The organism is Sphingomonas sp. TDK1, assembly GCF_001650735.1.
Taxonomy (GTDB): Bacteria; Pseudomonadota; Alphaproteobacteria; order Sphingomonadales; family Sphingomonadaceae; genus Sphingomonas.
In genome coordinates this window covers 22,363-44,844 of the sequence record NZ_LXVY01000018.1, presented here as the reverse complement: position 1 = coordinate 44,844, position 22,482 = coordinate 22,363, and the positions used below count along the sequence as shown (strand labels likewise).

The window sequence follows — 22,482 nt, the reverse complement described above, 5'->3', positions numbered from 1 at the left end:
ACTGCCTGCAGATACACCTAATCTCTTTGCTGAAGAAACCCGGCGAGGTACGCCTCTAGCCGATCGGGATCGAACACGCGTCCGTCGAAGAACCGATCCGGCCCGAGCGTCAGCGCGCCGCGATGTGCGCCCACGCCGATCGGCGCCGTCACCGCGCCTTCAAGCTTCATGCTCGCCCCCGGCATCGCTTCGCCGCTGGCGCCCAGCGCGCGACGATAAATGTCGGGCCGGAAGACCGCGCCGGCCGCGGCCTCTGCCTCGGCGCTCGGCTCGGCCTGCTCCCAGCGGACGAGCTGCGAATAGATCCACAGCGCCTGGCTGCGCCACGGAAAGGCGGTCGCCTCGCGGTGGAACAGGAGGAAATCGGGTTGCTCCACCGCAGGCACATGGGCGCGCGGAAGCACTTGTCCCGCAAGCCCCGCCTCGATCAGCTCGGCCGGTTCGCCAACATAGGTGGGCCGCGCCAGCAATGCCGCCAATTCCTCTCGGTTCGCAGGGTCGTCGCACCAACGCGCCGCTGCCGCCAGCGCCAGCAGCAGTCGGTCGACCGTCTCGGCATTAGCGTCCATCCAGTCTGTGCGCAGCGCCAGCACCTTCTCCACGCCGCGCTGCCAGATCCGCGCGCCGATCGCCACCGCCTCGGCCAAGCCTTGCGCGATCGCCGCCGCCGGCCACGGATCGCCGGCGATGAACCCGTCGATCTCGCCCAGCCGCATCGCCTCCACAGTCAGCGAGGGCGGCAACACGCGCAGCACTACGTCGCGATCGGGGTCGATGCCCACGCTGCCCAGCCAGTAGCGGAGCATCAAAGCGTGGCCGGAGAAGCGGTGAACGATGCCGATGATCGGCTTGCGCTTGAACAGCCCGATCGCCGCGGCGAAATCATGCCCCGTGCCCAGCGGATCGGCGAGCCGCGCCGGCAGGTCCTGCTCCAGCGCCGCCGCGAATTCGCCCGACATCACCAGCATGTTGCCGTTGCTGTTGAGCTTGAACGGCGCCGATAGCACCGCCGGCTGCTGGCTTAGCCCCAGCGTCACCGCCACGGCGAGCGGGGCCAGCATCTGCGCTGCCTGCACCTGGCCATAGACCAGCCGGTCGCGCAGGGTCGCCCAGCTGGTCGTCCGTACCAGTTCCAGATCGATGCCCTGCGCCTCGGCGAACCCCTTTTCGCGCGCGGCGACCAACACCGCGCTGTCGGTAAGCGGCAGGAAGGCGGCGCGGATCGGCGTCATGCATTGCCTCCACCGAGCAGGCTGCTGGCGGTGATCAGCGCCTCGGCCACATCGACGAGTCGGCGGCCCTGGTTCATCGCCGTCGAGCGCAGCAGCGCATAGGCGTCGGCTTCGTTCAATCCGCGCTGTGCCATCAGAATCGCCTTCGCCTTGTCGATCGTCTTGCGGTTGGCGAGCGCCGTGCGTGCCTCGTCCAGTTCGCTCTGCATGCGGGAAAAGGCCGTGAACCGCCGCACTGCCAGTTCCAGAATCGGCTTCACCCGATCCTTGCGCAATCCGTCCACGACATAGGCGGACACGCCCGCATCGATCGCCGCGCCAATCATCGTGTCGTCAGACTGGTCCACGAACATCGCGATCGGCTTGGCGAGCGCACGGCTCACGAGCAGCATTTCTTCCAGTGTGTCGCGGCTCGGGCTGCCCAGATCCATCAGAACGACGTCGGGCGCCATGCGCTCGATCCGAGCGACAAACGCCCCACGCGGCGGGACGAAATGGATATCGTCATACCCCGCCTCGCGCAGGCCCTCTTCCAGGACCGATGCGCGGGCTCCGCTGTCATCGACAATGACGATCCGCACCCCAGCGCCTTTCGCAGTTGCAAAATGAACTGGCAGCAAAGCGCAGGCGCGTCAAATGGGCGCCGACCGAGCAAGAAACATAATGAGTGCAGGCGGCGTCAACCTCGATACCGATTTAGGTCGCTAAAATCGGAAACTTGATACCCACGCCTCCGCGCAAATGCTGGCGGCGGCGCACGGCTAGGCAAGCCCCTAGAGTGCCAAATGTGGCGTTGAAGATGCGGCCTGCTTCTACCAACAAAATGCGGGCTTTCAGAACTTTTTGGGAAGACTTGAATGAGTGACGACAGGCGCTTTGCCAAGGTCAACGTCGGACTGAGAGGGGCCGCTTTTGGCAAGGCCTGACGTTCACTAAGCAAGTCCGAACGACCGGCTCTGGTCGACTGCGGCCGAAGGTCCGATCGGCGCTTCGTGGGACGAAGCCGTCGTTCAATTTCGACTACCTGAAGGTCGGTCGGCTTCGGCCAAAAGCGGCTGTCCAGAGTATCATTTTGAGCCGATGCATCAAGATGTGGGAGTGCGCGGGACAAGTTCGGGGGAAATCGCGTAACGTCCCGCCAACTTTAACGGCCTAAGAAGTCGTTCTCGAAAAAATTGAGTGATACGCGCCTATGATAGTCAGTTCGGTTTCACGCCCTACAATCCACCCAAAGTGCGCCGGCATTCCGCCGCATCGGGCTGTCTGATCCGCATTTGTTGGACGGCAATACTTTCCGCGCCCTGCGGTAGGTAGCGAATGGTGCGCTTCGTGCCCCGATCCTCGACCAGCAAGGCATAGGGAACGAGTGCATTGTCCGGCTCGCCCTCGGTACGCTCGAGGATCTTCATGCCGTTGCGAAGGCCAGCCGCATAGGCGGGGTGGCGCGGATCGATGCCGGTCACGACATTGCCCGCCGCAGCGGTCGCTTCCGCATCGAATCCCCGTGAGAAGACAGGGCGCTGCTCGGTTACGATCGTCGCACAGGGGCCGAAGGTGTCCTCGGAGATCCGTAGCGGCTCGCCGCGAACCAGATGCCGCGCCTCGTCGGCGTCGATGCGCACGCCGCTGCGCGCCGCCAGCCGGCGGAATAGGTCCGTCGCGTTCTCGCTGGACGACCGTGCCGCCAGCAACTCCGCATGCAGCACCGTATCGAGATTCGCCCGTCCCCCACTCGCCGCCAGCAGCCGGCGGTTCCAGATCGCCGCCAGGAGCGCGCCGCGCTGATACGCAAGCTTCTGCGTCGCCTCGTTTTCCCAGAATGCCGTCGCTGCCTGCGCGCCCGGCAGCGATCGTACCGGCGACCCGGCATAGGCGGCCAGCATCTCGTTCCACTGCGCGGCGAACTCGGCCGGGGAAATCAGTCCAGCGCGAACCATCAGCGCCCGCGCGTAATAGTCGGTGAAACCTTCGCTGAACCAGTAGTGCGCAGGTCGCGTGTCCCGATCCTCCGGCATCGCGCCGAGCCGCACAGGGTTCCAGCTGTGAAAATACTCGTGGGCAAGCAGCCATTTCATACGGTCGAGAGGGGTGCGCTGATCGATCCAGAGGGCAAAGGCATCGCCCCGTCCGGTGCCGCCAAAGCTGATCACCGTCGGGTCGCCGACGATGGGAGTAGCCGTGACCAGGAAAGGTGCCCCGCGATCCATCCCCCAGAAATCGCGCTCGACAGCGATGACCCGCCGGGCGAGGTCGTTCAACTGCTCCGGCGTGAAGGCATACCTGCCGATCGTCGCCACGCGCACGCCTGAGCCGTCTCCTGCCGGGTAGGTGCGGAGATCGTGCCCGCCGATGACGATGCTTTCCAGTGCATCGGCAACCGTTCCTGCGCGAAGGGCGAGGCGGCTGCGGCCGGCGAGATGCTCGAGATCGGACGCGAATCCGATTCCCGGCGCACCGCGCCAGTCGAAGGTCGCGGGTGCGCTTTCCTGATCGCCGGGGAAGCCGAACAGCGCGTTGCCTGCCGCATAGAACCAGCGCGGGCGAACCACCGGCCGTGCCTGGTCGCTATCCTGAACCGTAGGATCGTGGTCGTAGGCGGATACCACGCGATAGGTCACAGTCAGGGTTGCACCGGGAGCGGCCTGGATCCGCCAATGTCCGTCGGCGCCTTGCTCTACGGTGCGTGCGCCCGCAACGTTGAGGTCGCGCGTCCATTGCCACAGGCGGTGCTCGCCGTTCCAGCCGTCGTCCCATCGAAAGTCGGTGGTGCCCGACGCGCCTGCGCGGAAGCGGACTTCCACCCGCAGTGCGGTGAGTTCGCCGCCGGAAACCTCGGGCGCCAAGGTGTAATGAACGGTCTGCGACACGGCCGGAGGTGCGCCAGACAGCAGCGACAGGGTGGCGATACTTAGAAGAAGCCGCATGTCATTATCCTGCTCTCACAAATGCGCCTGAGGTTCGATTACTGCAGCGTGCAGAGAGTGTCGGAGCCCTTGGCCGCGACGCGGATTGCTGAAATCGGGTCCGCTACTGAACCCAGTTCGGGTGCTTCCACGCGCAGGTGTTCCACGCCGCTTCCCCATTGCCGATGCCACCATTTGCTCCCCAAGCGGACATCGATTGCCGGTAGCATCTTGCGCGCATGGCGAAGGCGTTCATCGGGCGAGATTAGACCGCGGCCATCGGCGACAGCATGGGAAAGGTCCTTCGCTACGTCGACATTGGGCATGCCCGGCATCGCCGCCGCGCGATGCGCGAGGTCTGATAGCAGGTTCTGCTTGGCCAGGGCCCATTCCTTCTCGGTAAAGCCGTCGCTGCTGAGCGTGCACATCGCCCCCTTTAGGCCTGCGACTGCCGACGGCCATTGATCGCCCGCATACCTGTCCCAGACCATGATCTGACGATGACCTTGATCCCCGTTTTCGATGAACATCCCTGTTTTTTCAGCTGCGCTGTGGGGCTGAAGCGCCTGAAGCCGGCTGTTCACGGCGCGCGCGACGAGGAGGTCCATCAGGTCCGCCCGTAACTGGCTGTCCCGTGACGATGGCGCCGCCGGGGTCGGCATGACGACCGTCATCAACACGGCCCGGCGCGCTTGCGGGAGTGCAGAGAAGCTGATCGGGCGAATGTGGTCGCGTCGGACCGTTGGAACGGCTGTGGGGCGGGAAGCGGGTACCGCCTGCTTCCAGTCGCCGAACCGCTTCTCGATCAACGTCCTGACCGTGCCTGCATCGATATTGCCAACGACAACGATCATCATGTTCTGGGGCTGATACAAACGATGATAGAGCGCACGAATGGTGTCGATGCTTGCAATTGGCACATCAGCCGAGTTTTGGGCATCGATCACGTCGTTTGGTGATCCGGGGGCGACTGCCGCGATGTAGCGCGCGTAGATGTCGTTACCGGTTTTCTTTTCGGCCATCTCTCGCACCACTTCGCCGCGCGAAGCGTCGACGGCGTCCGTACGAAGCGTCATGTTCGTGGCGGCGTCCCGGAACAGGCCCAGCAGGACGTCAAGATCCTTCGGCGCGGCGCTTCTCGTCGAGAGATAGTAGTTCGTCTCTCGCCAAGAGGTTGAGCCGGCCGTTGGCGCCGGTAGCGTCAGCGGCATGCCGAGGCGCTCCAGATGGTCGAAGTCGTCGGGCGCATCGGCCACCGGACTGTGGAACACGATATGTTCGATCAGGTGCGCAAGTCCGCGCTCGCCCGGACGATGCTCGGCGATGAAACCGCCTTCGTTGCGCATCAGCAGCGCGACCCCCGGTTCGCTGCCCCGTCGCGACAGGATCGCGAAGCGGACGCCGTTGCGCAGGCGGCCGAGCAAGGGCGCCTTCCAATCCGAGGGCCGTTTCGCGGATGCCGAAGCGGGATCGTCGGAAGCGGCTGCCCGATCCGCAGTGCCCCCGGCAAGCAGCAGCGCGGAGGCTGGAGCGGCGATCGACCCTATCCACAAGCGGCTGCGCCAGCACATTTGAACGGTCCGATCCGCTAGCGCTGCGCTGTCCATCAACGCAGCAAAACCATTTGCTGCGATAGCTTTGCGGCAACAAGTTGACACGTTGTGCTGGGTGGCATGTGTCACCGATTGGCCGGCCAAGAACGCCGGCGCGCAAGATGGCTATGGTTATTAGCAGACCATGCGGCGTCCCCTTCCATCGGCGGCAATCACGTCACCGATCGCTCCTGCTTCTTCGACTATGCTTGAGCAACACCGAAGGTCTGGCACTCGTGCACGGCGAGCGAGGCGCCCGCTGTCGCAAAAGGCTAACGCCGAGAACGCGGCAGGTGCTGGCAGAAGCTGCCGTTGAGGGTCGACGGCGAACGGCGTATTCTGGTCGGATGCCGTCACAGACACTGTGCCGCAGGGGGACGCCAGATCGGTAACCGATGGGAAAATGGCTTGCGGCAGCTGCCTCCAATAATGAGAATGGGGTCTAGTGGGAGGAAAGATTGATGTTGGGCGGGGGTGATCCTCTATATGGATCAGTCGATTTTGATCATTGGCATCCGTGCAAGCCATCCGCGGTTTGCGAAGCATCCCCGCCACCCGCGCGGATAAGACTCATGGAGGAGGAGTTCATTGGTACGCCAAAGCTGCTTCTCCGGCTCGCCTCCAGGGCGGCAGCGACGCTTCACTACAAAATCGACGGACTAGACGAATCTTCCTGCTTCATAAGCTTTGCAACAGGATCGGGGCTACGGAGGTTCATTGCTGCGCCAGGTGCGCTTCAGTTCAATGAGGTCGGCGCCTATCGGTTCCGAGTGGCACAGCCAACCGATGCGCCCGGCACTAGGCGCAGCTTCCGTGCTACCCGGAAAATTCTAAGACAGATGCGACGCCTCGCCCGATAGACGAGCAGTGTTACCGGGGAAGTTGGCCAAACGGTAGCTACTGGGTCGCGCCTCCGAGTTCATGAAGGCGAGAGCTGGCGCGCAGTCGCCAGGCTACCGTATGATTCCCCCCCATTGGGCGCTCACCACTTCCAGCTGCAGGCGGCACCAATCGGGCGCGTTCCTGCCAAGCGGTCGCGCGCTGAGCCATCGGCAGGTTTTGGCAGGCGTGGCCGTTCGACGCGGGATCGGCGAACGGCGCATTTTGGTCGACTTCTGCCGGAAGCCTGATCGACTTTTTTTGGGACAAAGGCACCGTGCGGGTACCCGGCATTCGATGCCGGGTTCGGATACACTAGCTATTCCGAGCGCCGTGGAGACAGCCCAGCGACCGCTAAGGCCTTATCCGCCACAATGTCCAAACATATCATTTAGATAAGCCGCAAGATGCAGCCCGGATTTCGTCATCTGCGCGTGGAGCAGCGGCCGGGCATTGTAGAGATAGTCGCCATCGATGATCTTCGACTTGGGGTAGACCCGCGGATGCAACGCCCTTGCCTCTTCGACCCATGCCTCGGGATCGGGGCTAGACCAAGCGATCGCCTGCTTGCTCGTGACCCGGGCGAGCAGATAGTCGGCCCACTCCGCGTAAGACATCTGCTCGCCGTCGATCAGCGTCGAATCCCATATCGTGTGCAAATTGGTCTGTTGGCCGCGCAACGTTACAATCTCATCATTGCCGCCCCGGTCGTGCGCGTTACCCGAATGCAGCGGCTGGCCAAGATCGCCGACAATGTGGACGATCATCCGCAGCGCATCGCTCCGCGCCGCGACTGGCGCCGTTCGGTCGAGAACTAAAGCGCGGAACTTGGCCAACGCCGAGATGGCGTCCCCCTCGGGTGGCACGCCCGCCTGTCGATACGTCTTTCCGTCAGGTATGGTGACGAAATGCCAGTTGAAGGTCGTCTTGCTCCAATACGAATCGGACTGCATCCGCATATAGTCTGCCCAGTTGGCGGCATCGGCGAGCGTTTCGACACCAAGTAGATCGCGGATCTCCAGCCGGGTCGTGCCGCAGATGAAGCGGTCTGCGATCGCGCCGCTGACGCGGTGGCCGGTCGGTCCCCACGCCATTGCCGTTGTCGATGTCAGCGCAAGTGCCAGTGCGCCGGCGAGAAATGCCATGACGAATCGCATGCTGTAATCCTCGTTTGAGACGGGGAGGCATCGCCACCTCCCCGTCCATTATTCAGAAGTCGAAGCGGAGGCCGACCCGCATCTGCCAAAGCGAGGCGCTCTGATAGGTCGTGGCGGTCTGTCCGCTCGCGTTGGAGTAAAGATAGCGAGCACACGGGTTGCCCGGAGCTGCGACGCACGAAACGTTGGCTATGCTGACCGAGTCTGAGAAAACCTTGTAGGTGTTCCAGTTGCGATTGAGCAGGTTCAGCACGTTCTCAACGTCAGTGAAGATTTTAGCCTTACCGAATACAAAAGGAATTTCCTGCGAAACGTGGAGGTCCACTTTCGAGAATCCCGGAGAATTGCCTAGATTGCGCGGTGCGATCGCACCGTAATATTTGCGCAATTTGCTGCCGTCGACGGTGGCACGCACAGCGTTGAGCGTCGCCTGATCGGCGAATTCCACCATACCAATCTGGGGACGACCCGCCGCATTGACGATTGCCGATTGGTTGAAATCAGGAACGTAGAGCAAATGCCGGCCGTTGCCTCCGACGGTGCCGAACACCTGTGACCGCCCATTACTTGCGTCGGTAAAGGTGTAGCTGTACGGCCGCCCGCTGCGGAACTCGCCGAACAGGTCGATCCGGAACTCGTTCTTGCCGAACAGGTCTGCGCGATAGCCGATCTGCACCTTGCCATTGTGCCGCGTCTCGAAGCTCGACCGGCCGAGCGTGCCGCGGTTCGGATCGGCAGTGGTAACGCCGAGCAGTTCGGTGGGCGTGTAGCCGGTGAAAGAACCCACATCCTTTACGTCGGAATAAATGTAGTTCGCGCCGAGCGAGAGCCCGCCTATTCGCTTGCCGAGCCCCAGCCCGATGACGCGTGAACTGCCCAGGCTGGTGTTGCGCAACAGGATATCCCAGTTGGCACCGACTGCGGCATTGTAACGTGGGCGGCCATCCGGAAGCACGCCGATCTGCGCGGTGCGGACGTCGGTCGCGACAAAACCGTTGTTCACTTCGCTGGCGAGCGCACTGAGGTTGAACTCCCAATTTTCGGCGACCCATCTGGGGCCGAACGGCAGACTGCCCGACCAGTTGAGCGCGATGTTGGCCTTCCAGGTCGAAGCGAGCTTCAAATTGGGGTCGAGCGCTCCGACTGATGCCGCCGCCGGCGCTCCGACACCTGCCAAATACTGATCGATAATACCCGGAATGCCCTTGCCGGTGACCCCGTTGAGCGCCACTGAGCCGAGAGAGGCAGCGATGTTCGCCGCGGAGCCGTTCTGCGTGGCATCGACAAAGCTGGTGCCGTTACGCTGAAACAGCAGAGAATTCTGCCGCACGCCGTCGTTCGAGAACGAGTTGGAAAGCCAGACGTCCGGGGTGCCGCCGCCGAAGAGGCCGGCACCGGCCGACAGGTGCAGATTGGGCCTTGCATCCCAAGTGACCCCCAAACGCGGCTGCAGCACGCCGCCGGTCGGCATCACGGCATTGCTAAAGCCGTACGCAGCGAGGAACCTCGCGTTGCGTTGCGGTCGATCGGCATTGACCCAATCATAGCGCACGCCGCCGGTCACTGTGACATCCGGCAATACCGACCAGCTGTCCTGTAAACCGAAGGTATACGACATGTAGTTGAAGCGCGCTGCCGCGCCCGCCGGGTTACCGGATAGTGCATTGGCATAGGTCAGCTGATTTGCGTTCCCCGCTTCGAGATCGGCGATCGAATCAAAGTAGTATTTTCCCTTGGAAGCAGCGACAAACAGATTGTTGATCTTGACCTGCTTCCCTTCGGCAAGGAGCTTGATGACATGTCCGCCGCCGGAATATTGCCCCGACCATGACACACCGGTGTTCTGGATGCTGAGATAGTTGGACTGGCGAAACTGATCGGGACCGAGCAAGACACGCCCATTGGGGGTGGAGCCCGTCGGCGCGAGGCAATTCAGCCCGCTGCCGCGAGATGCGGCGTCGAGGCACACCTCGAACTCAGGAAAGTCGTTGCCGCCATAGGGATTCTGCGTCCGCTCGTAATCGCGACGCGTTAGGCGCAGTTCGGTCGAGAAATTATCGCTCCAGTTGGAATTCAGTTGAGCGGCGTAGGCATTGGTGGTCTCGCCGAGCAGATAGAAGTTCGATTGCAGCCCAACCGAAGGGTTCGACCCGCTCTCGCTGAAGCCAACATCGCGCGGCACCTCGTTCTTATGATAGATGTACGTAAGCGCGAGCCGCTGCCTGTCGCTGATATTCCAGTCGAGCTTTGCCGATGCCTTTCTGTCTTTTTCTGGCAGCGTCTTGGCGATGTTGAGCGGGTTGAAGCCGTAGCGGCTGCTGAGGATGCTGCGGACCCGGTCGACGTTGGCACGGGTGACGAACGGGATCTCAGTGCTTGCACCCTCGCCCGTCAGGCCGCGCGCGCTAACCTGGCTCTCTTCTAGCTGCTCATAGGATACGGCGAAGAACAGTTTATCCTTGACGATCGGGCCGGACAAATTGCCGCCGAAGTCGCGGAAGCTCGGCACCGGGGTGAGCCGGCCGGAAGTGGCCGAGACGACCGATCCGTCCGAACGCACATTGTCGTAGGGCTTTGTGCCCTGAAGCGAGTCGTCACCATATATGCCGAAGGCGCTGCCATGGAACCGGTTGCTACCCGATTTCAGGATGATGTTGACCGATCCTCCCTGAAGATCGCCCTCGGAAACATCGGTCGGAACTGCCTTTACGTTAAGCTGATCTATCGCATCGAGCGAGACGATACCGCGTGCCGAAGGGAGCCCGCCCGCGTTCAGGCCGAAATCATCGCCGATCGCGACGCCGTCGATCGTGAAGCGATTGCCGCGTGGGCTGGCGCCGCCGATCGAGATTGCCCGCCCGCGAGGATTCGGATCGAGGCTGGTGAGCGGGTCGCGGCGGAGCAAATCGCGCAGGTCACGATTGACCGAAGCAATGCCCTGGATCGCATCGGCATTCAGCCTTGTCTGCCCGGCGGTGGCGAGACTTTGCCGCCTGGTATTGGCGGTAACGACGATGTTGTTGCCGGTCTGCGGATCCAGCATGACGTTCAACGTAAACGTGCTGCCAGCGGCGGTCTGCACACCTTCGATGGCTTTGGCGTCGAACGACGGTGCCTCAACGGTCACACGGAACGGTCCACCGGCACGCAGACCAGAGGCATTGAAGTTACCCGTCATGTCGGTCGATTGGTTGACCTGCGTGCCCGACGGCATGTGTACGATCGTGACCGACGCGTTCGCGATAGGCTGTCCACTCGCATCGGTGATGCGACCGCGAACGGCGGAGGTTGTTTCCTGTGCCAATGCGGGCTGAACGCAAGCGATGGTAAGCGCCAGGAAACTGGCGCCTAAGGCGTTTAATCTCATGAATTCTCCTATAAGTGCTTGCCGCTTAGGCTCAGCAAAGCTCTTATTATTGGAGCTTATGTCATCATTGTTACAAACTGAAGATTTATATATTGTCGTTTACAATAATAGAATTTTGTCACAACACACACCTTATGGCACGGGCACTTGAGCGCGCCATAATTGCAATATAATATCGACGGAATCGCCACAGCGCTTTCGCGTACGGCGCAGGCTATATTAGCTGTATTCGGATTAGCTGACGATCGCGACATACCCATACCGGTCGCAACTCTGCAGTTTGGTCATGAGGGTGCCGTCAATTTACTCATCACGCTCGCAATTGCCTCGGTCGCGCATCGTTCGTCATTGGCCGATCCGCCGGAACCGGCGACGCCGATACCTCCGATCACGTCGCCATCAATGACAATCGGTACGCCACCGCCCAACAAAAGCAGTTCGGGAATTGTGAGGAGGTTACGGGACATCGGATCGGTCGCGGCGCGCGCCGCCAGCACTGTCGTGTTCGCCTTGGTCGACAGGGCGGTGAACGCCTTGCGCTGAGCGGCGAGCGTGTTGTGCGGACCGATGTCGTCGCCGCGCTGGAGCGAGACTAGATTCCCGCCGCGATCGACCACAGCCACCACGGCCTCCCGGCCTATCATGCGGCAAGACGCGAGCGCGGCCTGCGTGAGGCTGTTGGCGAGCGCCAGCGAAACGGTCTTTCGCTCCAGCGGCACCGCAAGCGATGGTTCAGCGAACGCCGCTGGCAGGAGAAGAACGAGGCTCAGCACAGCGGTGAGACCTTTCGCGGATAATCGTTGCGCGGGGATTTCCGGCACTTGCCGCAATCAGCGCTGCTCAGCCGGCGAGGCATGCAAGGCATGTTCAGTTTCCCCGGTAGGTCGAATAGCCATAGGGACTGACGACGACAGGCACATGATAGTGCCCTGCCTTGTCGCTTACGCGGAACGTCAGCGTAATCTCCGGAAAGAATGGGCTTGCTGACGCATCGGGGTAGCCCGACATGTCGAACTGGAGCCGGTAGATTCCGGCGTCGAACAACTGGGAACCCCCAAAGCTGCGAACACGACCATCGGCATCGGTAATTGCGGCGCCGACCTTCTCCCAGCGGCCGTCATCGCCGCGCTTCGAGAGAGTTACGGGCACAGCCTTGCCACCAACACCGCGGGCGAGATCGAGGACATGGGTAGAGATATCCGCAGCGGCGGAGGGGGTAGCGATGGCGCCGAGCAACAGCGCGAGAGCGATGGCTTTCATGGACGATATCCTTGCTGCGTTTGATAGTGGGGAAAGAGGGCTTCCAGTCGGCTTGGGGTCGACGGCACGATCGCGCCACGCTGGACAAGGCGACGCGCACGCGGCGGTGCGGCGACTGCAGCCGCTGCGTTTGCCGCATCGACGATGACGAAGGTCGCTTCATCGCCGATGGCCATGCCGTAGCGATCGAGACCCACAACCGATGCGGCGTGCGTCGTGGCCATGTCCAACGCCGTGCCAAGGTCTTCGTCGCTGAAGAAGCCCGAACGGTATCCGATCATCATCGCACGGCCTAACATGTCGGCATCGCCATACGGCCACCACGCGTCGCGGACATTGTCGTTGCCGGCAAATACCCGCACGCCTGCAGCACGCAACAGTTTGATCGGCGGGAATGCGCGGTTGCCGGGCGCATTTGTCATGATCGCAATGCCGGCTGCCGCCAGGATATCGGCGGTGCGGGCGGCTTGGTCGGGTGCGACATCTCCGAGCGCGTAGGCGTGGCTCACGACGACCTTGCCCTGCATCCCAATTGCGGTCGTCCATGCAGCGATACGGTGCAGTTGCACTATCCCCTGCGGGCCGGGTTCGTGGAGGTGGATGTCGATCTTCACGCCGTGGCGTTCCGCCAGGCCGAACACCACGACCAGATGCGCGTCAGCATCTCCATCGAATGCCGACGGATCCAAACCGCCAACGACGTCCGCGCCTTCGCGAAGGGCAGCATCGAGGAGATCCGCAGTCCCGGGCGAAGCGAGGATTCCGGCTTGGGGGAAGGCGACGATCTCGACGTGGATCCGGTCCTTCCAGAGTTCGCATGCCGCCATAACGGCGTGAAGGTTATCGAGACCGAGCGAGGCATCGATGTCGACATGACTGCGCATCGCGATCGTGCCGAAGTCATGTGCCTGCGCCAGCAGCGCCTCCGCACGATCGGTGATCGGCAATGCCTCTGCCAGCATCTGCTTCTCGATGTTCAGGCGCTCGCCCAGGCTGGCGGCTGGGCGATGCGGGCGCCAGTCACCACCGACGAAGCTTTTGTCCAGATGGATATGGCCATCGACGAACGGCGGTAGAACCAGAAGCCCTGACAGCTCAATGACAGCCGCATCGGCCGCCAGGGAAGCCGGCTCGACGAAGCGACCATCCGATACCGCCAGATCGCCGATCCGGCCATCTTTGAACAGGGCATTTCGGAACAGGCGGGGTGCGACAGCGGTACGCAAATCAGCGGTCCTCGAATTGACGAGATTTCCTAATGGAGGGGTGGCTCGACATTTACGAATGAGATATTCGCATAACAAACATTCAGGAATAGAATGCCGCCATGTTGGACCCGAGATTGCTCCGCACTTTCGTCGCGATCGCCGACGCCGCGAGCTTCACCACCGCAGCCGATCGTCTCCATTCCACCCAGTCGACAGTCAGCCAGCAACTAGGCCGCCTGGAAGCGGCCGTCGGTCAATCGCTGATCGATCGGTCTGCGAGGCCCATTTCGCCGACTGCTTCCGGCGAGCGATTGCTGGGCTATGCACGGCGGTTGCTCGCCTTGCAGAACGAGGCGGAGACGTTGCTGGCCGATCCATCAGGTACGATCACGATCCGCATTGGGGTGCCCGACGACGTCGTGACAATGGCCATGAGCCGTCAGTTTGCTCGCTTTGCCGAACGGCATCGCGAAATCCGGCTCGATGTGACGACAGGCCTCAGCCGCGATCTGACGCGACGGTTCCGTGCCGGCGAATTCGACATCGCCATCGTCAAGGAAGCGGTCGCCGATGGAGACGCCCGCGCCAGCTTTTCCGAACCTCTTGCCTGGTTCGAGGCCCGCGACGTTTTCCGTGATTGGCCGGATCCCATCCCGCTCGTGACGTTTCCACCCGGCGGATTATACCGCGACCTCATGATCGACCGGATCGAGCGCGAGCGGCGGAATTGGTACATCGCATTTACCGGCAACAGCCTGGCCAGCGTCCTGTCTGCGATCGAGGCCGGACTGGGCGTATCGGTTTTGCCGATCAGCACGACGGGTGCACATGCCGTTCGCACCAGCGCCATTTTCTCCGCGGAAGCGCCACTTCTATTGTCCATCTACGCATGGGAAGCGGCTGGAGCGACCGGCGAACTCCTGGCCGCAATGATCGATGTGATATCTAGGCGCTAGCTAGCATCGAGCCTCGACCCGTGGCTGGGACCGACAAACCTTATGACACTGGCGTGGAGGTGGATTCTGGCGAGGAAGATGGCGACCGTTCGGTCGGCGTCGCCAGACCTTGCGGTGGCGAAACGTGCGCTCAATAGCGTCGAGGCTCCCTTGTAGTAAGGTGCGGCTGAACCGGCCCGCTCAAGGTCGGTTGGTCCCGACCGGAATATTGAGGGTCGCGTCCCTTCGCTTGATCAGGTCGCGATCAGGGTTCGTTCCTAGGCGCAGTCGCCTGGACGCTGTGGCGAGATAGCAGGCCATCCAGGAACGCCTCAACTTCTCGACCCATGCCGCGTCCAAACCGCAACCTGCGAGTTGCTTCTTCAAGAGAAAAGCGTCGGCCAAGTCAAACGAAGCGAGCGAACAGCCGCGGCGGGCGTTGCGAGGGAGCATGCCTGAGCGCCCCCCTTCGGACCGAGCTGATAAGGATCGGAGCATCGCTGTGCCGAGAAGTTCTTGTGGCGAGCATGGGAGGGGTCTGGCAGAACCCGTCGTTTAGCGGCGAACTAGCGAATGACGCAATTTGGTCGGATGCGGCTACGCATCCGACGGAAAACACATGATTTTCATGATGCCGGCGCGCAGCTCCTTGGGATTTTGCCACCCATGGGATTGCGCGGCTCCCCAATCGCCATAATGTCCGAAAAACACTGTCGGAAAGTAACGGTGTCCGACAATGTCTTCCTGGGGGATTTTCGTCATGCTGGTTGGCTACATGCGCGTATCATCCACCGATGATCGGCAATCCGTCGACCTTCAGCGGGACGCGCTCACCGCCGCCGGCGTCGATCGAAGGCACCTCTACTCGGCTACCCGCAGGGGCCGCTAAGAGGAAACCGCGGCTCCTCCGCCGACGAACGGGTTGGGCGGGATCTGCCTGTCTGCTTTTTTCGCCGAAGCGACCGGCGACGCGATAGCCGATAGCACGAGCTGCATCGTTGAGGCGGTGTGACCGGGCCCGCCGCGTTCGCAGCGGGTCCGGGGACAGGAGCCGGGAGTGTGGGGCATCAGCGGGGGCAGCGCTGCGCTATGAGGAGGGCTCCACGCAGCCCCCGCTGCCGGCGGCGTTGTGCCATTTCTATTTTGCTGCGGAGTGTGCCTTTTCTAACTGGCGGCAACAAAAATTTTTCAGAATGTAAGCGCAACGTACAAATGTCACTCAACCGCCAGATAGAGATGTCACAGTCTCTGGTGGGCGCTTTCCGAGTGGCATGCCGCCCGAGCAATTGGGGGCACGCTGATGACGGTGGTCGCGATGAGCCGGAGCGAGTTGTCACGGTACGAAACGCTGCAGCGCGTCCAGCGCGGCGAGATCACCGCAAGCGAGGCTGGCGAGCTGCTCAGGCTATGCCGGCGCCAAGTCTGTCGGCTGCTCGACAGGTTCCGCGCTGACGGCGCTGCTGGCCTGATATCCCGGAAGCGCGGTCGGCCGAGCAACCGCCGGTTGAGCGAAACCTACCGGGAGCAGATCCTCGGCGTCGTTCGCGAGCGCTACGCCGATTTCGGCCCGACGCTGGCGGCCGAGTACCTCGCGGGGCGCCACGGCATCTCGCTGTCGCATGAGACGCTGCGCCAGCTGATGATCGGCGCCGGCCTCTGGAAGGCCAAGGCGGCCAAGCAAGCCAGGCTGCACCAGTCCCGCAACCGGCGCGAGCGCCGCGGCGAGCTCATCCAGGTCGACGGCTCGGATCATGACTGGTTCGAGGGCCGCGGGCCGCGCTGCAGCCTGCTGGTCTATATCGACGATGCCACGAGCGAGCTGATGCACCTCGAGATGGCGGAGAGCGAGAGCGCCCTCTCCTACCTGCAGGCAACACGCACCTATCTCGAGCGGCACGGCAAGCCGATCGCCTTCTATTCGGACAAGCACAGCGCCTTTCGGAACAACCGCGCGACGGCCGGCGGCGACGGCATGTCACACCTGGGCCGCGCGCTCGACAAGCTCGGCGTCGAGATCATCTGCGCCAACTCGCCCCAGGCCAAGGGGCGGGTCGAGAGGGCCAACAGCACCCTCCAGAACCGCCTCGTCAAAGCGATGCGGCTCGAAGGCATCTCCTCCATCGAAGAGGCCAACACCTTCCTCCCCTCTTATCTCCTGCGCCACAATGCTCAGTTCGCCTGCCCGCCTGCGGATCCTCGGGACGCCCATCGGCCCCTAGCTCCGCACGAGAATGTGGAAGCCGAGATGGTCTGGCGCGTCGAGCGCTCCGTCACGGGCGCTCTAGCGCTCCACTACAACAAGGCGATGTTCATCCTGGAGCCGACGCCCCTGGCGCGGACGCTGGCCCGCAAGCGCGTCCACGTCTGCGAATTTCCCGACGGTCGCATCGAGGTGCGGCACGGCGACGTGGTCCTGCCCTACCGGGTCTACGACAAGATGCAGCGGGTCAACCAGGCCGAGATCGTCGAGAACAAGCGCCTTGGCGCTGCACTGGCTATGGCTCAAGCGATCCAAGCTGTGACGCCTCATCATCGGCAGAGGAACAACAATGCGCCGGCGCGCGACTCTCGCTCGGTCGGCATTTTTGCCCCTCCCTCTCCAACTGAACCGAAGATCGACCGACGGACGCTCTGCACTCCAAAGCTGAAGCGAGTCCGGCGCAATGAAGCCGGCGAGCCAATCGCCAACGCTGCACCGTAGGGGCTCCAGACAGCGCGACGGCAGCTCTGGCTGAAAAAGCTGCCGGTCCGCTCCCGCCCCACTTGCGGCGGTTTACCAGTCAAGTATCCTGCGTCGACGAAGAGGGATTATATGAGACGCTTTGTGCTCTTGGCTGCGACCACAGCATTGATCGCTCTATCCTCGCCACAGGTTGGCGCACATCCCGGCCAGAGTCGTTTTGATGTTTTCAGTATACTGGCGACGACTGGCGGTTATTACCTCCGTATGATCTCAGAGAAAGGCGATAGAATTATCGCTAGTTGCTCTTTGATCCGTAAAAGCGGGTGGGATTTCACTGTAGCAGTGTATCCCACAGAACATGTAGCCGTTCGCCCGCAGGCAACCCCGACGCTGAGATTATCGAACAAGTGGTCATACCCGCTACGGTCGCGGAGTGACGGCGGCTTCGCCTGGACGGCACCCAACTCCGCGGCGTTTGCACTTTTCCTCCGTCGGGCCAGTAGCATGGGGTGGGGAGACAGGTTCGCATCTCGTGAGCTTAACGTCGACCATCAGAGCCACGGGTCCGACGATGCAGGGACAATCTCCGCTTTCGAGCATCTTTGCCGCTTACCGGGGATTTTACCCAACGCGTACTGAGCCGCTCGACACTCTGCATGTCGGCTTTCCACCCAATCTCGGAGGCCCCCGACGAGGTTAGCACTAAAAGCGGCCGTTGGCCGGCGACCAGCGGCGAATGACGGCTTTTGGCTCGACCGCTGGGCCGAATGACCGAGAGTGGGTGGAGAGCGGACAGGCAGCTTTCAGGACGTAGGCGGCAATAGCTGCCATTCCCGAAAAGGATGATTGATCGAGAACGGAAAACGGTTCTCGAAACTTACCGCTGGTGAGAATGCCGACGATCAGGCGGTCACAGACGGGCGAGGTGGCTTGGTGCCGCGCCGTCCCGTATCGTGACGGCATGAACATTGGCCAACTTGACGTCGCGATCCGGGCGGGTGCTGTCGGCACGATCCTCCTGCTGGCATGGCTCCTGTTCGGCGCGCGTCGGCGGGTTGGCCTACCTGCGGCACTGTTTGCACCCTTGGCGCTCTGCCTCTCCGGCTTCGTCATCGGCAACACGCCGATTGCCGCGCTGGCCCCGACCGGTATTGTCGGTGCCATTGCTCACACCGTGAGTGGTTTCGCGGTGGTCTTCCTGTGGTGGTTCTGCTTATCGTGCTTCGATAGCCGGTTCAGATTGAAAGGGGGCGTGCTGGGCGTCGGTTTGGCCTGGGCCGCCATCGCCTCAGTGGACCGCGGGCTGCTCGGCGATGCACTGGCGGGCAAAGGACTGTCGTTGCTGCTGGTCCCTCTGGGTTTCGCGATCGTCGGCCATATGGTCTGGCGCCTGATGGCCGAACGTCAGGGCGATCTCATCCAGCACCGTCACGACGCCCGGATCATGGTCGCTGTCCTCCTTGGCGGGATGCTTTTCATCGACCTGGCGGCCGATGCGCTGTTCGGCTTCGCTTGGCGTCCGCTCGCGTTCGCCATGACGCAGAACGCGATGACGCTCGCCTTCGGCCTCCCCTCCCACGCTCCATCACGTTCGATCGTGGGACCGAGTTTGCGAGATATCCGAGGCTCGCCAGCGCCCTAAACATCGTCTCCTATTTCTGCCAGCCCTCGGCGCCGTGGCAGAAGGGCAGCGTCGAGTGAGTAGCCCCTAGATTTCTGGACGCCTTGGATCCTAATTTTGAGGACAGGAGGCGACGATGGGGAAGGCCAATTTCAGCGATGAATTCAAGCGTGACGCGGTGGCCCAGATCACCGAGCGCGGCTATCCGGTAGCGGAGGTTTCGCAGCGTCTCGGCGTCAGCCAGCACTCGCTGTATTCGTGGAAGCGGCAGCTGGCGAAGGCGGGGTCAGGCGATGCCGGCAAGGATGCGGAGATCCGCCAGCTGAAGCGCGAGCTGGCCCGGGTGACCGAGGAGCGCGACATCCTAAAAAAAGCCACCGCGTATTTCGCTCGGGATGCAAAGTGAGATACGCGTTCATTGCCGAGCATCGCAATCGTTTTGGCGTGCGGGCGATGTGCCGGTGCCTCGCCGTGCGGCCAAGTGGCTTTTATGCGTGGCAGAAGAGCCCGCTGAGCCAGCGGGCTCGGGAAGATGCTCGGCAGACGGAGCTGCTCCGGCGGGCGTGGAACGACAGCGGCAGGGTCTATGGCTACCGCAAGCTGCACGACGACCTGTTGGATCACGGCGAGACCTGCTGCCCGAACCGGGTTGCCAGGCTGACCCGGCTGGCGGGCATCAAGGCGCAGATCGGCTACAAGCGCAGGCCCGGCAGCCATGGCGGCAAGCCGTCCCTGGCGGTCGACAACACGCTGGACCGCCAGTTCGACGTGGCTGCGCCCGACCAGGCCTGGGTGACAGACATCACCTACATTCGCACCCTGGAAGGCTTCGCCTATCTGGCGGTCGTGATCGACCTGTACTCCCGCCGCGTGGTCGGTTGGTCGATGCAGAGCCGGCAGACCACCGATGTGGTGCTGCAGGCGCTGCACATGGCGGTATGGCGCCGTAAGCCCAAGAAAAGGGTACTGATCCACTCGGATCAGGGTTCGCAGTTCACCAGCATGGACTGGGCTGCCTTCATACGCGCTCACAATCTCGAGCACTCTATGAGCCGCCGCGGCAACTGCCATGACAACGCCGTCGCCGAAAGTTTTTTCTCCTCGCTCAAGCGGGAGCGCATCCGGCGTCGAACGTACAAAACCCGCGAGGAAGCCCGGCAGGACGTGTTCGATTACATCGAGATGTTCTACAACCCGGTGCGCAAGCAGGTCAGGAACGGGATGCTGTCGCCCGTCCAGTTCGAACGGCAGCAGGTTCTGAAGGCGGAACGCGTCTAGAAAACTAGGGGCTACTCACAACTTGGCGCTGCCGCGCACTCCATTCAGGCCACTTCCAGGTGATCAATGACGAAAAACCGGGGACAAGCGGCCTGTAGGTTCGCCACCCATCCGGCCATTCCCCGAAACTGCCGAGCCACGGCGCCGAATGTCTTGAGGTGGGTTGAGAGCCGTCCGTCGGCTTTGGTGCAATCGGATGCGGTTAGCTGACATCGCCGAGTACCGCTGGCTTTCGCCAAAAGGACGGTATTTTAGGAGTTTAGCGGTTGATCAATTGGCCTGTGCGCAATCAGCCAAAAGGGATTGCAACAAGACGATTAGCCCCAACATCCAGAATAAAGTCGAACTTAGTTAGAAAGCCTGTCCCCAAGAGTCCGTCTGCGCTCGTAGCAATTCGATCGCCAACAGCCACTCCAACGCCGTCAGCACTAATCCCGCCGACTTTTAACGTAGCATCTTTCACGGACCGACTCGGGCGCAGGACTCCATCAGCAGAGCTTGTCATGCCATCGACCGTTGAAACTTTGGATGAAATTACCCTTTCCCACACTTCTTTCTTTAGCTGTACGACGCCATTGAAACCCAAGTCGATCGCCAGATTTACCGACTTGCCGTTGACCTCCGCCGCTAATTGCGCGCCTTTTTGCAGCGGAATAATTGCAGCCTTCCCCTTGGGAATTATGTCACCAGTCTTGGCAAAAATAAGCGTATTGTTACTGGAGGCAACCAGAAATGAAAGCTTGTCAAGATAGTCCCCTCCGATAACAGCATCAATCGGGTGCCCTACGGTATTTGAAAAGGATTTCAGGTCTACTGACAGGCCCATCCCAGACAATATGAGCTGACCAGGCACATCAATCTTCATGCCTTCTATAAGCCGTTCGGGGGCGGATGCAGGCCCAAGATCAATAGTACCTACGATAGGCCCGATCTTTAGGCCCGCAACCTTGGCAAAATCGAGGTCGATCACGGTATGCCCGAAACCGTTGTCGAGCATGGCCCATCCGTCCCGACCGTTTATCTTTACCTTGATTAAGATAATGCCTTTAAAACTCTGAAATGGCGTTGGGGCTGATTGTTGAGCCGGCAATATGGTAACCGTATGCTCGATGCTGGAAATCGAGCGATTATCGGGTGAGGCGCCTTGCCGAGCTGGAACCTGCGCTTGGAGACTGGCCGTTGGCGCCAGTGCGACCAATGATGCGAGCATGACAATACGCAAAAAAGCCCCCAACATAATTAGTTATTTTGTATTGTTGCGCCCTCGCACTGATGAGGCAAGGGCTGCGTAGCATAGCCTCGACAAACAGTTGCTTGGAAGCGTGGAAAAGGGAAATTTCGCGCTGAACGACCGCTTTCGAGAGGCCGAAGCTATCATCTGATGACCGGGTTTGGGACGGGAGCTGCCTGTCCGCATTTTCTGGTCGAAGCGACCGCCGGCGCAATACCCGATAGCACGAGCAGTGCCGCAAAGTGGTGTGACCGGACCCGCTGCGTGCGCAGCGGGTCCGGGGACAGGAGCCGGGAGGTTGGGGCATCAGCGGGGGCAGCGCTGCGCTATGAGGAGGGCTCCACGCAGCCCCCGCTGCCGGTGGCGTTGTGCCATTTCTATCTTGCGGCGGAATGTGCCTTTTCTAACTGGCGGCGACGAAGGGAAATCTTCAATCGAGCCTAGCGTCGGAAATAGCTATTGAGCACTTTACCGTGCCTCTGAACTGCTCTGCGCGTTTCCGGCACCCTTCAAGAACGTCAGCATTATCCTTCGAAATCCGCGCCGCCTCGGCCAGCGCACGCGCCTGCTGCGGGTTCGCAACCTGCATGAGCCTAACGCCCGCGTCCCAAGGTGTGCGCCTCAGAACTGCTGCAGCCTGTTCCTCTGGCCAATGCCAGCCCTCTGGCGCGAGCTGAGCAATTACCGATGGAACGACAGTGCCAAAGGCGAAGCCCGCCACGAGCGCCATAGCGGCAGCTGCGGCGATCCAGAATTGCTGCGTCTGAGCAGAGTGGGCCGACACGACCATCCCCTTCAGCTCTTGCACCGTGCTGCCCAAGGCATGGCTAGCACCACTCCAGGTACGATGATCGTCAGCGCGGCCCTGCACGCCAGCCGCCTCAATCTGCTTCGCGACATCCTGCGGCGTCAACGTCATCGCCGGACGCTTGGCCAGGATGTTGATCGCACCGCAAACCTTGTCGTAGCCGTCGCGGATCTTCTCCAGGTCCGGCCCGTAATCACGCGCATGCAATTCCTGCTGACGCGCCGCGAAGCCGTCCACCGCAGCGGTGAGCCCCGCCAGCTTGCGCGACATGTCGTTGAACGCCTGGACGGTCTGGTCCGCTTCGACGGGAGGTTCGTGGATACCCATG

General features: G+C 61.8%; 17 protein-coding genes and 1 pseudogene. 5 read left to right on the top strand and 13 right to left on the bottom strand.

Translation table 11 applies throughout. From position 1 onward, the window contains the following. Positions 1-17: 17 nt before the first annotated feature. The 9 genes from A7X12_RS11475 to A7X12_RS11435 form a co-directional block, all read right to left on the bottom strand. Positions 18-1,232 (bottom strand): CmpA/NrtA family ABC transporter substrate-binding protein, encoded by a 1,215-nt coding sequence (locus A7X12_RS11475; protein ID WP_064311768.1) that lies wholly within the window; start codon positions 1,230-1,232, stop codon positions 18-20. Continuing rightward, complete coding sequence (locus A7X12_RS11470; protein WP_064311767.1) at positions 1,229-1,813, bottom strand: ANTAR domain-containing response regulator; 585 nt, start codon at positions 1,811-1,813, stop codon at positions 1,229-1,231. Before A7X12_RS11470 ends, A7X12_RS11475 begins: the two co-directional genes overlap by 4 nt. Positions 1,814-2,449: 636 nt before the next feature. Next, positions 2,450-4,156: a M61 family metallopeptidase gene (locus tag A7X12_RS11465; protein ID WP_064311766.1), complete on the bottom strand. Its 1,707-nt coding sequence runs from the start codon at positions 4,154-4,156 to the stop codon at positions 2,450-2,452. 38 nt (positions 4,157-4,194) lie between these two features. Beyond that, entirely contained in the window at positions 4,195-5,559 is a 1,365-nt protein-coding gene (locus A7X12_RS11460; protein ID WP_198162010.1) for a M16 family metallopeptidase, read from the bottom strand. Between the two features lie 1,409 nt (positions 5,560-6,968). Beyond that, positions 6,969-7,751, bottom strand: coding sequence for a S1/P1 nuclease (locus A7X12_RS11455; protein WP_198162009.1), 783 nt, complete (start codon positions 7,749-7,751; stop codon positions 6,969-6,971). A gap of 64 nt (positions 7,752-7,815) precedes the next feature. After that, positions 7,816-11,130 carry a TonB-dependent receptor gene (locus A7X12_RS11450; protein WP_064311763.1) on the bottom strand — a complete coding sequence of 1,105 codons (3,315 nt, stop codon included), beginning with the start codon at positions 11,128-11,130 and terminating at the stop codon, positions 7,816-7,818. Between the two features lie 284 nt (positions 11,131-11,414). Further along, a complete protein-coding gene (locus tag A7X12_RS11445) occupies positions 11,415-11,951 on the bottom strand; it encodes a GlcG/HbpS family heme-binding protein (protein ID WP_232318477.1) in 537 nt (178 codons plus the stop codon). 46 nt (positions 11,952-11,997) lie between these two features. After that, a complete protein-coding gene (uraH, locus tag A7X12_RS11440; RefSeq protein WP_064311762.1) occupies positions 11,998-12,390 on the bottom strand; it encodes a hydroxyisourate hydrolase in 393 nt (130 codons plus the stop codon). Next, a complete protein-coding gene (locus A7X12_RS11435) occupies positions 12,387-13,616 on the bottom strand; it encodes an amidohydrolase family protein (protein ID WP_064311761.1) in 1,230 nt (409 codons plus the stop codon). The genes uraH and A7X12_RS11435 overlap by 4 nt, the downstream gene beginning before the upstream one ends. A 116-nt stretch (positions 13,617-13,732) precedes the next feature. On the opposite strand from A7X12_RS11435, the gene A7X12_RS11430 reads away from it, so the two are divergent. Then, positions 13,733-14,554 (top strand): LysR family transcriptional regulator, encoded by an 822-nt coding sequence (locus tag A7X12_RS11430; RefSeq protein WP_232318475.1) that lies wholly within the window; start codon positions 13,733-13,735, stop codon positions 14,552-14,554. Between the two features lie 576 nt (positions 14,555-15,130). Here A7X12_RS11430 and A7X12_RS26255 read toward each other — a convergent pair. Then, positions 15,131-15,295, bottom strand: a complete 165-nt coding sequence (locus A7X12_RS26255; RefSeq protein ID WP_232318478.1) for a hypothetical protein — start codon at positions 15,293-15,295, stop codon at positions 15,131-15,133. Here A7X12_RS26255 and A7X12_RS25100 point away from each other — a divergent pair. Both A7X12_RS25100 and A7X12_RS11425 read left to right on the top strand, forming a co-directional pair. Further along, the gene (locus A7X12_RS25100) at positions 15,270-15,422 is read left to right on the top strand and encodes a recombinase family protein (RefSeq protein WP_443029304.1); all 153 of its coding nucleotides are present in this window, start codon (positions 15,270-15,272) and stop codon (positions 15,420-15,422) included. The two genes, A7X12_RS26255 and A7X12_RS25100, sit on opposite strands and share 26 nt — an antisense overlap. A gap of 411 nt (positions 15,423-15,833) precedes the next feature. Next, positions 15,834-17,234 (top strand): ISNCY family transposase, encoded by a 1,401-nt coding sequence (locus A7X12_RS11425; protein WP_064311759.1) that lies wholly within the window; start codon positions 15,834-15,836, stop codon positions 17,232-17,234. Between the two features lie 1,270 nt (positions 17,235-18,504). On the opposite strand, the gene A7X12_RS26250 is transcribed toward A7X12_RS11425, so the two are convergent. Further along, positions 18,505-18,648 (bottom strand): hypothetical protein, encoded by a 144-nt coding sequence (locus A7X12_RS26250; RefSeq protein WP_232318474.1) that lies wholly within the window; start codon positions 18,646-18,648, stop codon positions 18,505-18,507. Positions 18,649-18,785: 137 nt separating this feature from the next. Between A7X12_RS26250 and A7X12_RS26245 the strand changes: the two are divergent. Both A7X12_RS26245 and A7X12_RS11410 read left to right on the top strand, forming a co-directional pair. Continuing rightward, positions 18,786-18,914: pseudogene (locus tag A7X12_RS26245) on the top strand (IS30 family transposase); the annotation flags it as partial. A gap of 59 nt (positions 18,915-18,973) precedes the next feature. Next, a protein-coding gene (locus tag A7X12_RS11410) for an IS3 family transposase (protein WP_157105578.1) occupies positions 18,974-20,115 on the top strand; the annotation gives its coding sequence in 2 pieces (ribosomal slippage) (positions 18,974-19,214 and positions 19,214-20,115; 1,143 coding nt in all). A gap of 289 nt (positions 20,116-20,404) precedes the next feature. Here the strand turns inward: A7X12_RS11410 and A7X12_RS11405 are convergent. Together A7X12_RS11405 and A7X12_RS11400 are read right to left on the bottom strand one after the other, a co-directional pair. After that, positions 20,405-21,337, bottom strand: coding sequence for an aspartyl protease family protein (locus A7X12_RS11405; RefSeq protein ID WP_232318472.1), 933 nt, complete (start codon positions 21,335-21,337; stop codon positions 20,405-20,407). A gap of 439 nt (positions 21,338-21,776) precedes the next feature. Continuing rightward, positions 21,777-22,481 (bottom strand): DUF6118 family protein, encoded by a 705-nt coding sequence (locus A7X12_RS11400; protein ID WP_064311755.1) that lies wholly within the window; start codon positions 22,479-22,481, stop codon positions 21,777-21,779. Position 22,482 lies beyond the last annotated feature (1 nt).

Bases quoted from the DNA above. Each gene is read 5' to 3' on its own strand.
- A7X12_RS11400 (WP_064311755.1), bottom strand. From the start codon at position 22,481: ATGGGTATCCACGAACCTCCCGTCGAAGCGGACCAGACCGTCCAGGCG.
- A7X12_RS11455 (WP_198162009.1), bottom strand. From the start codon at position 7,751: ATGGCATTTCTCGCCGGCGCACTGGCACTTGCGCTGACATCGACAACG.
- uraH (WP_064311762.1), bottom strand. From the start codon at position 12,390: ATGAAAGCCATCGCTCTCGCGCTGTTGCTCGGCGCCATCGCTACCCCC.
- A7X12_RS11425 (WP_064311759.1), top strand. From the start codon at position 15,834: ATGACGGTGGTCGCGATGAGCCGGAGCGAGTTGTCACGGTACGAAACG.
- A7X12_RS11465 (WP_064311766.1), bottom strand. From the start codon at position 4,156: ATGCGGCTTCTTCTAAGTATCGCCACCCTGTCGCTGCTGTCTGGCGCA.
- A7X12_RS11450 (WP_064311763.1), bottom strand. From the start codon at position 11,130: ATGAGATTAAACGCCTTAGGCGCCAGTTTCCTGGCGCTTACCATCGCT.
- A7X12_RS25100 (WP_443029304.1), top strand. From the start codon at position 15,270: ATGTCTTCCTGGGGGATTTTCGTCATGCTGGTTGGCTACATGCGCGTA.
- A7X12_RS11475 (WP_064311768.1), bottom strand. From the start codon at position 1,232: ATGACGCCGATCCGCGCCGCCTTCCTGCCGCTTACCGACAGCGCGGTG.
- A7X12_RS26255 (WP_232318478.1), bottom strand. From the start codon at position 15,295: ATGACGAAAATCCCCCAGGAAGACATTGTCGGACACCGTTACTTTCCG.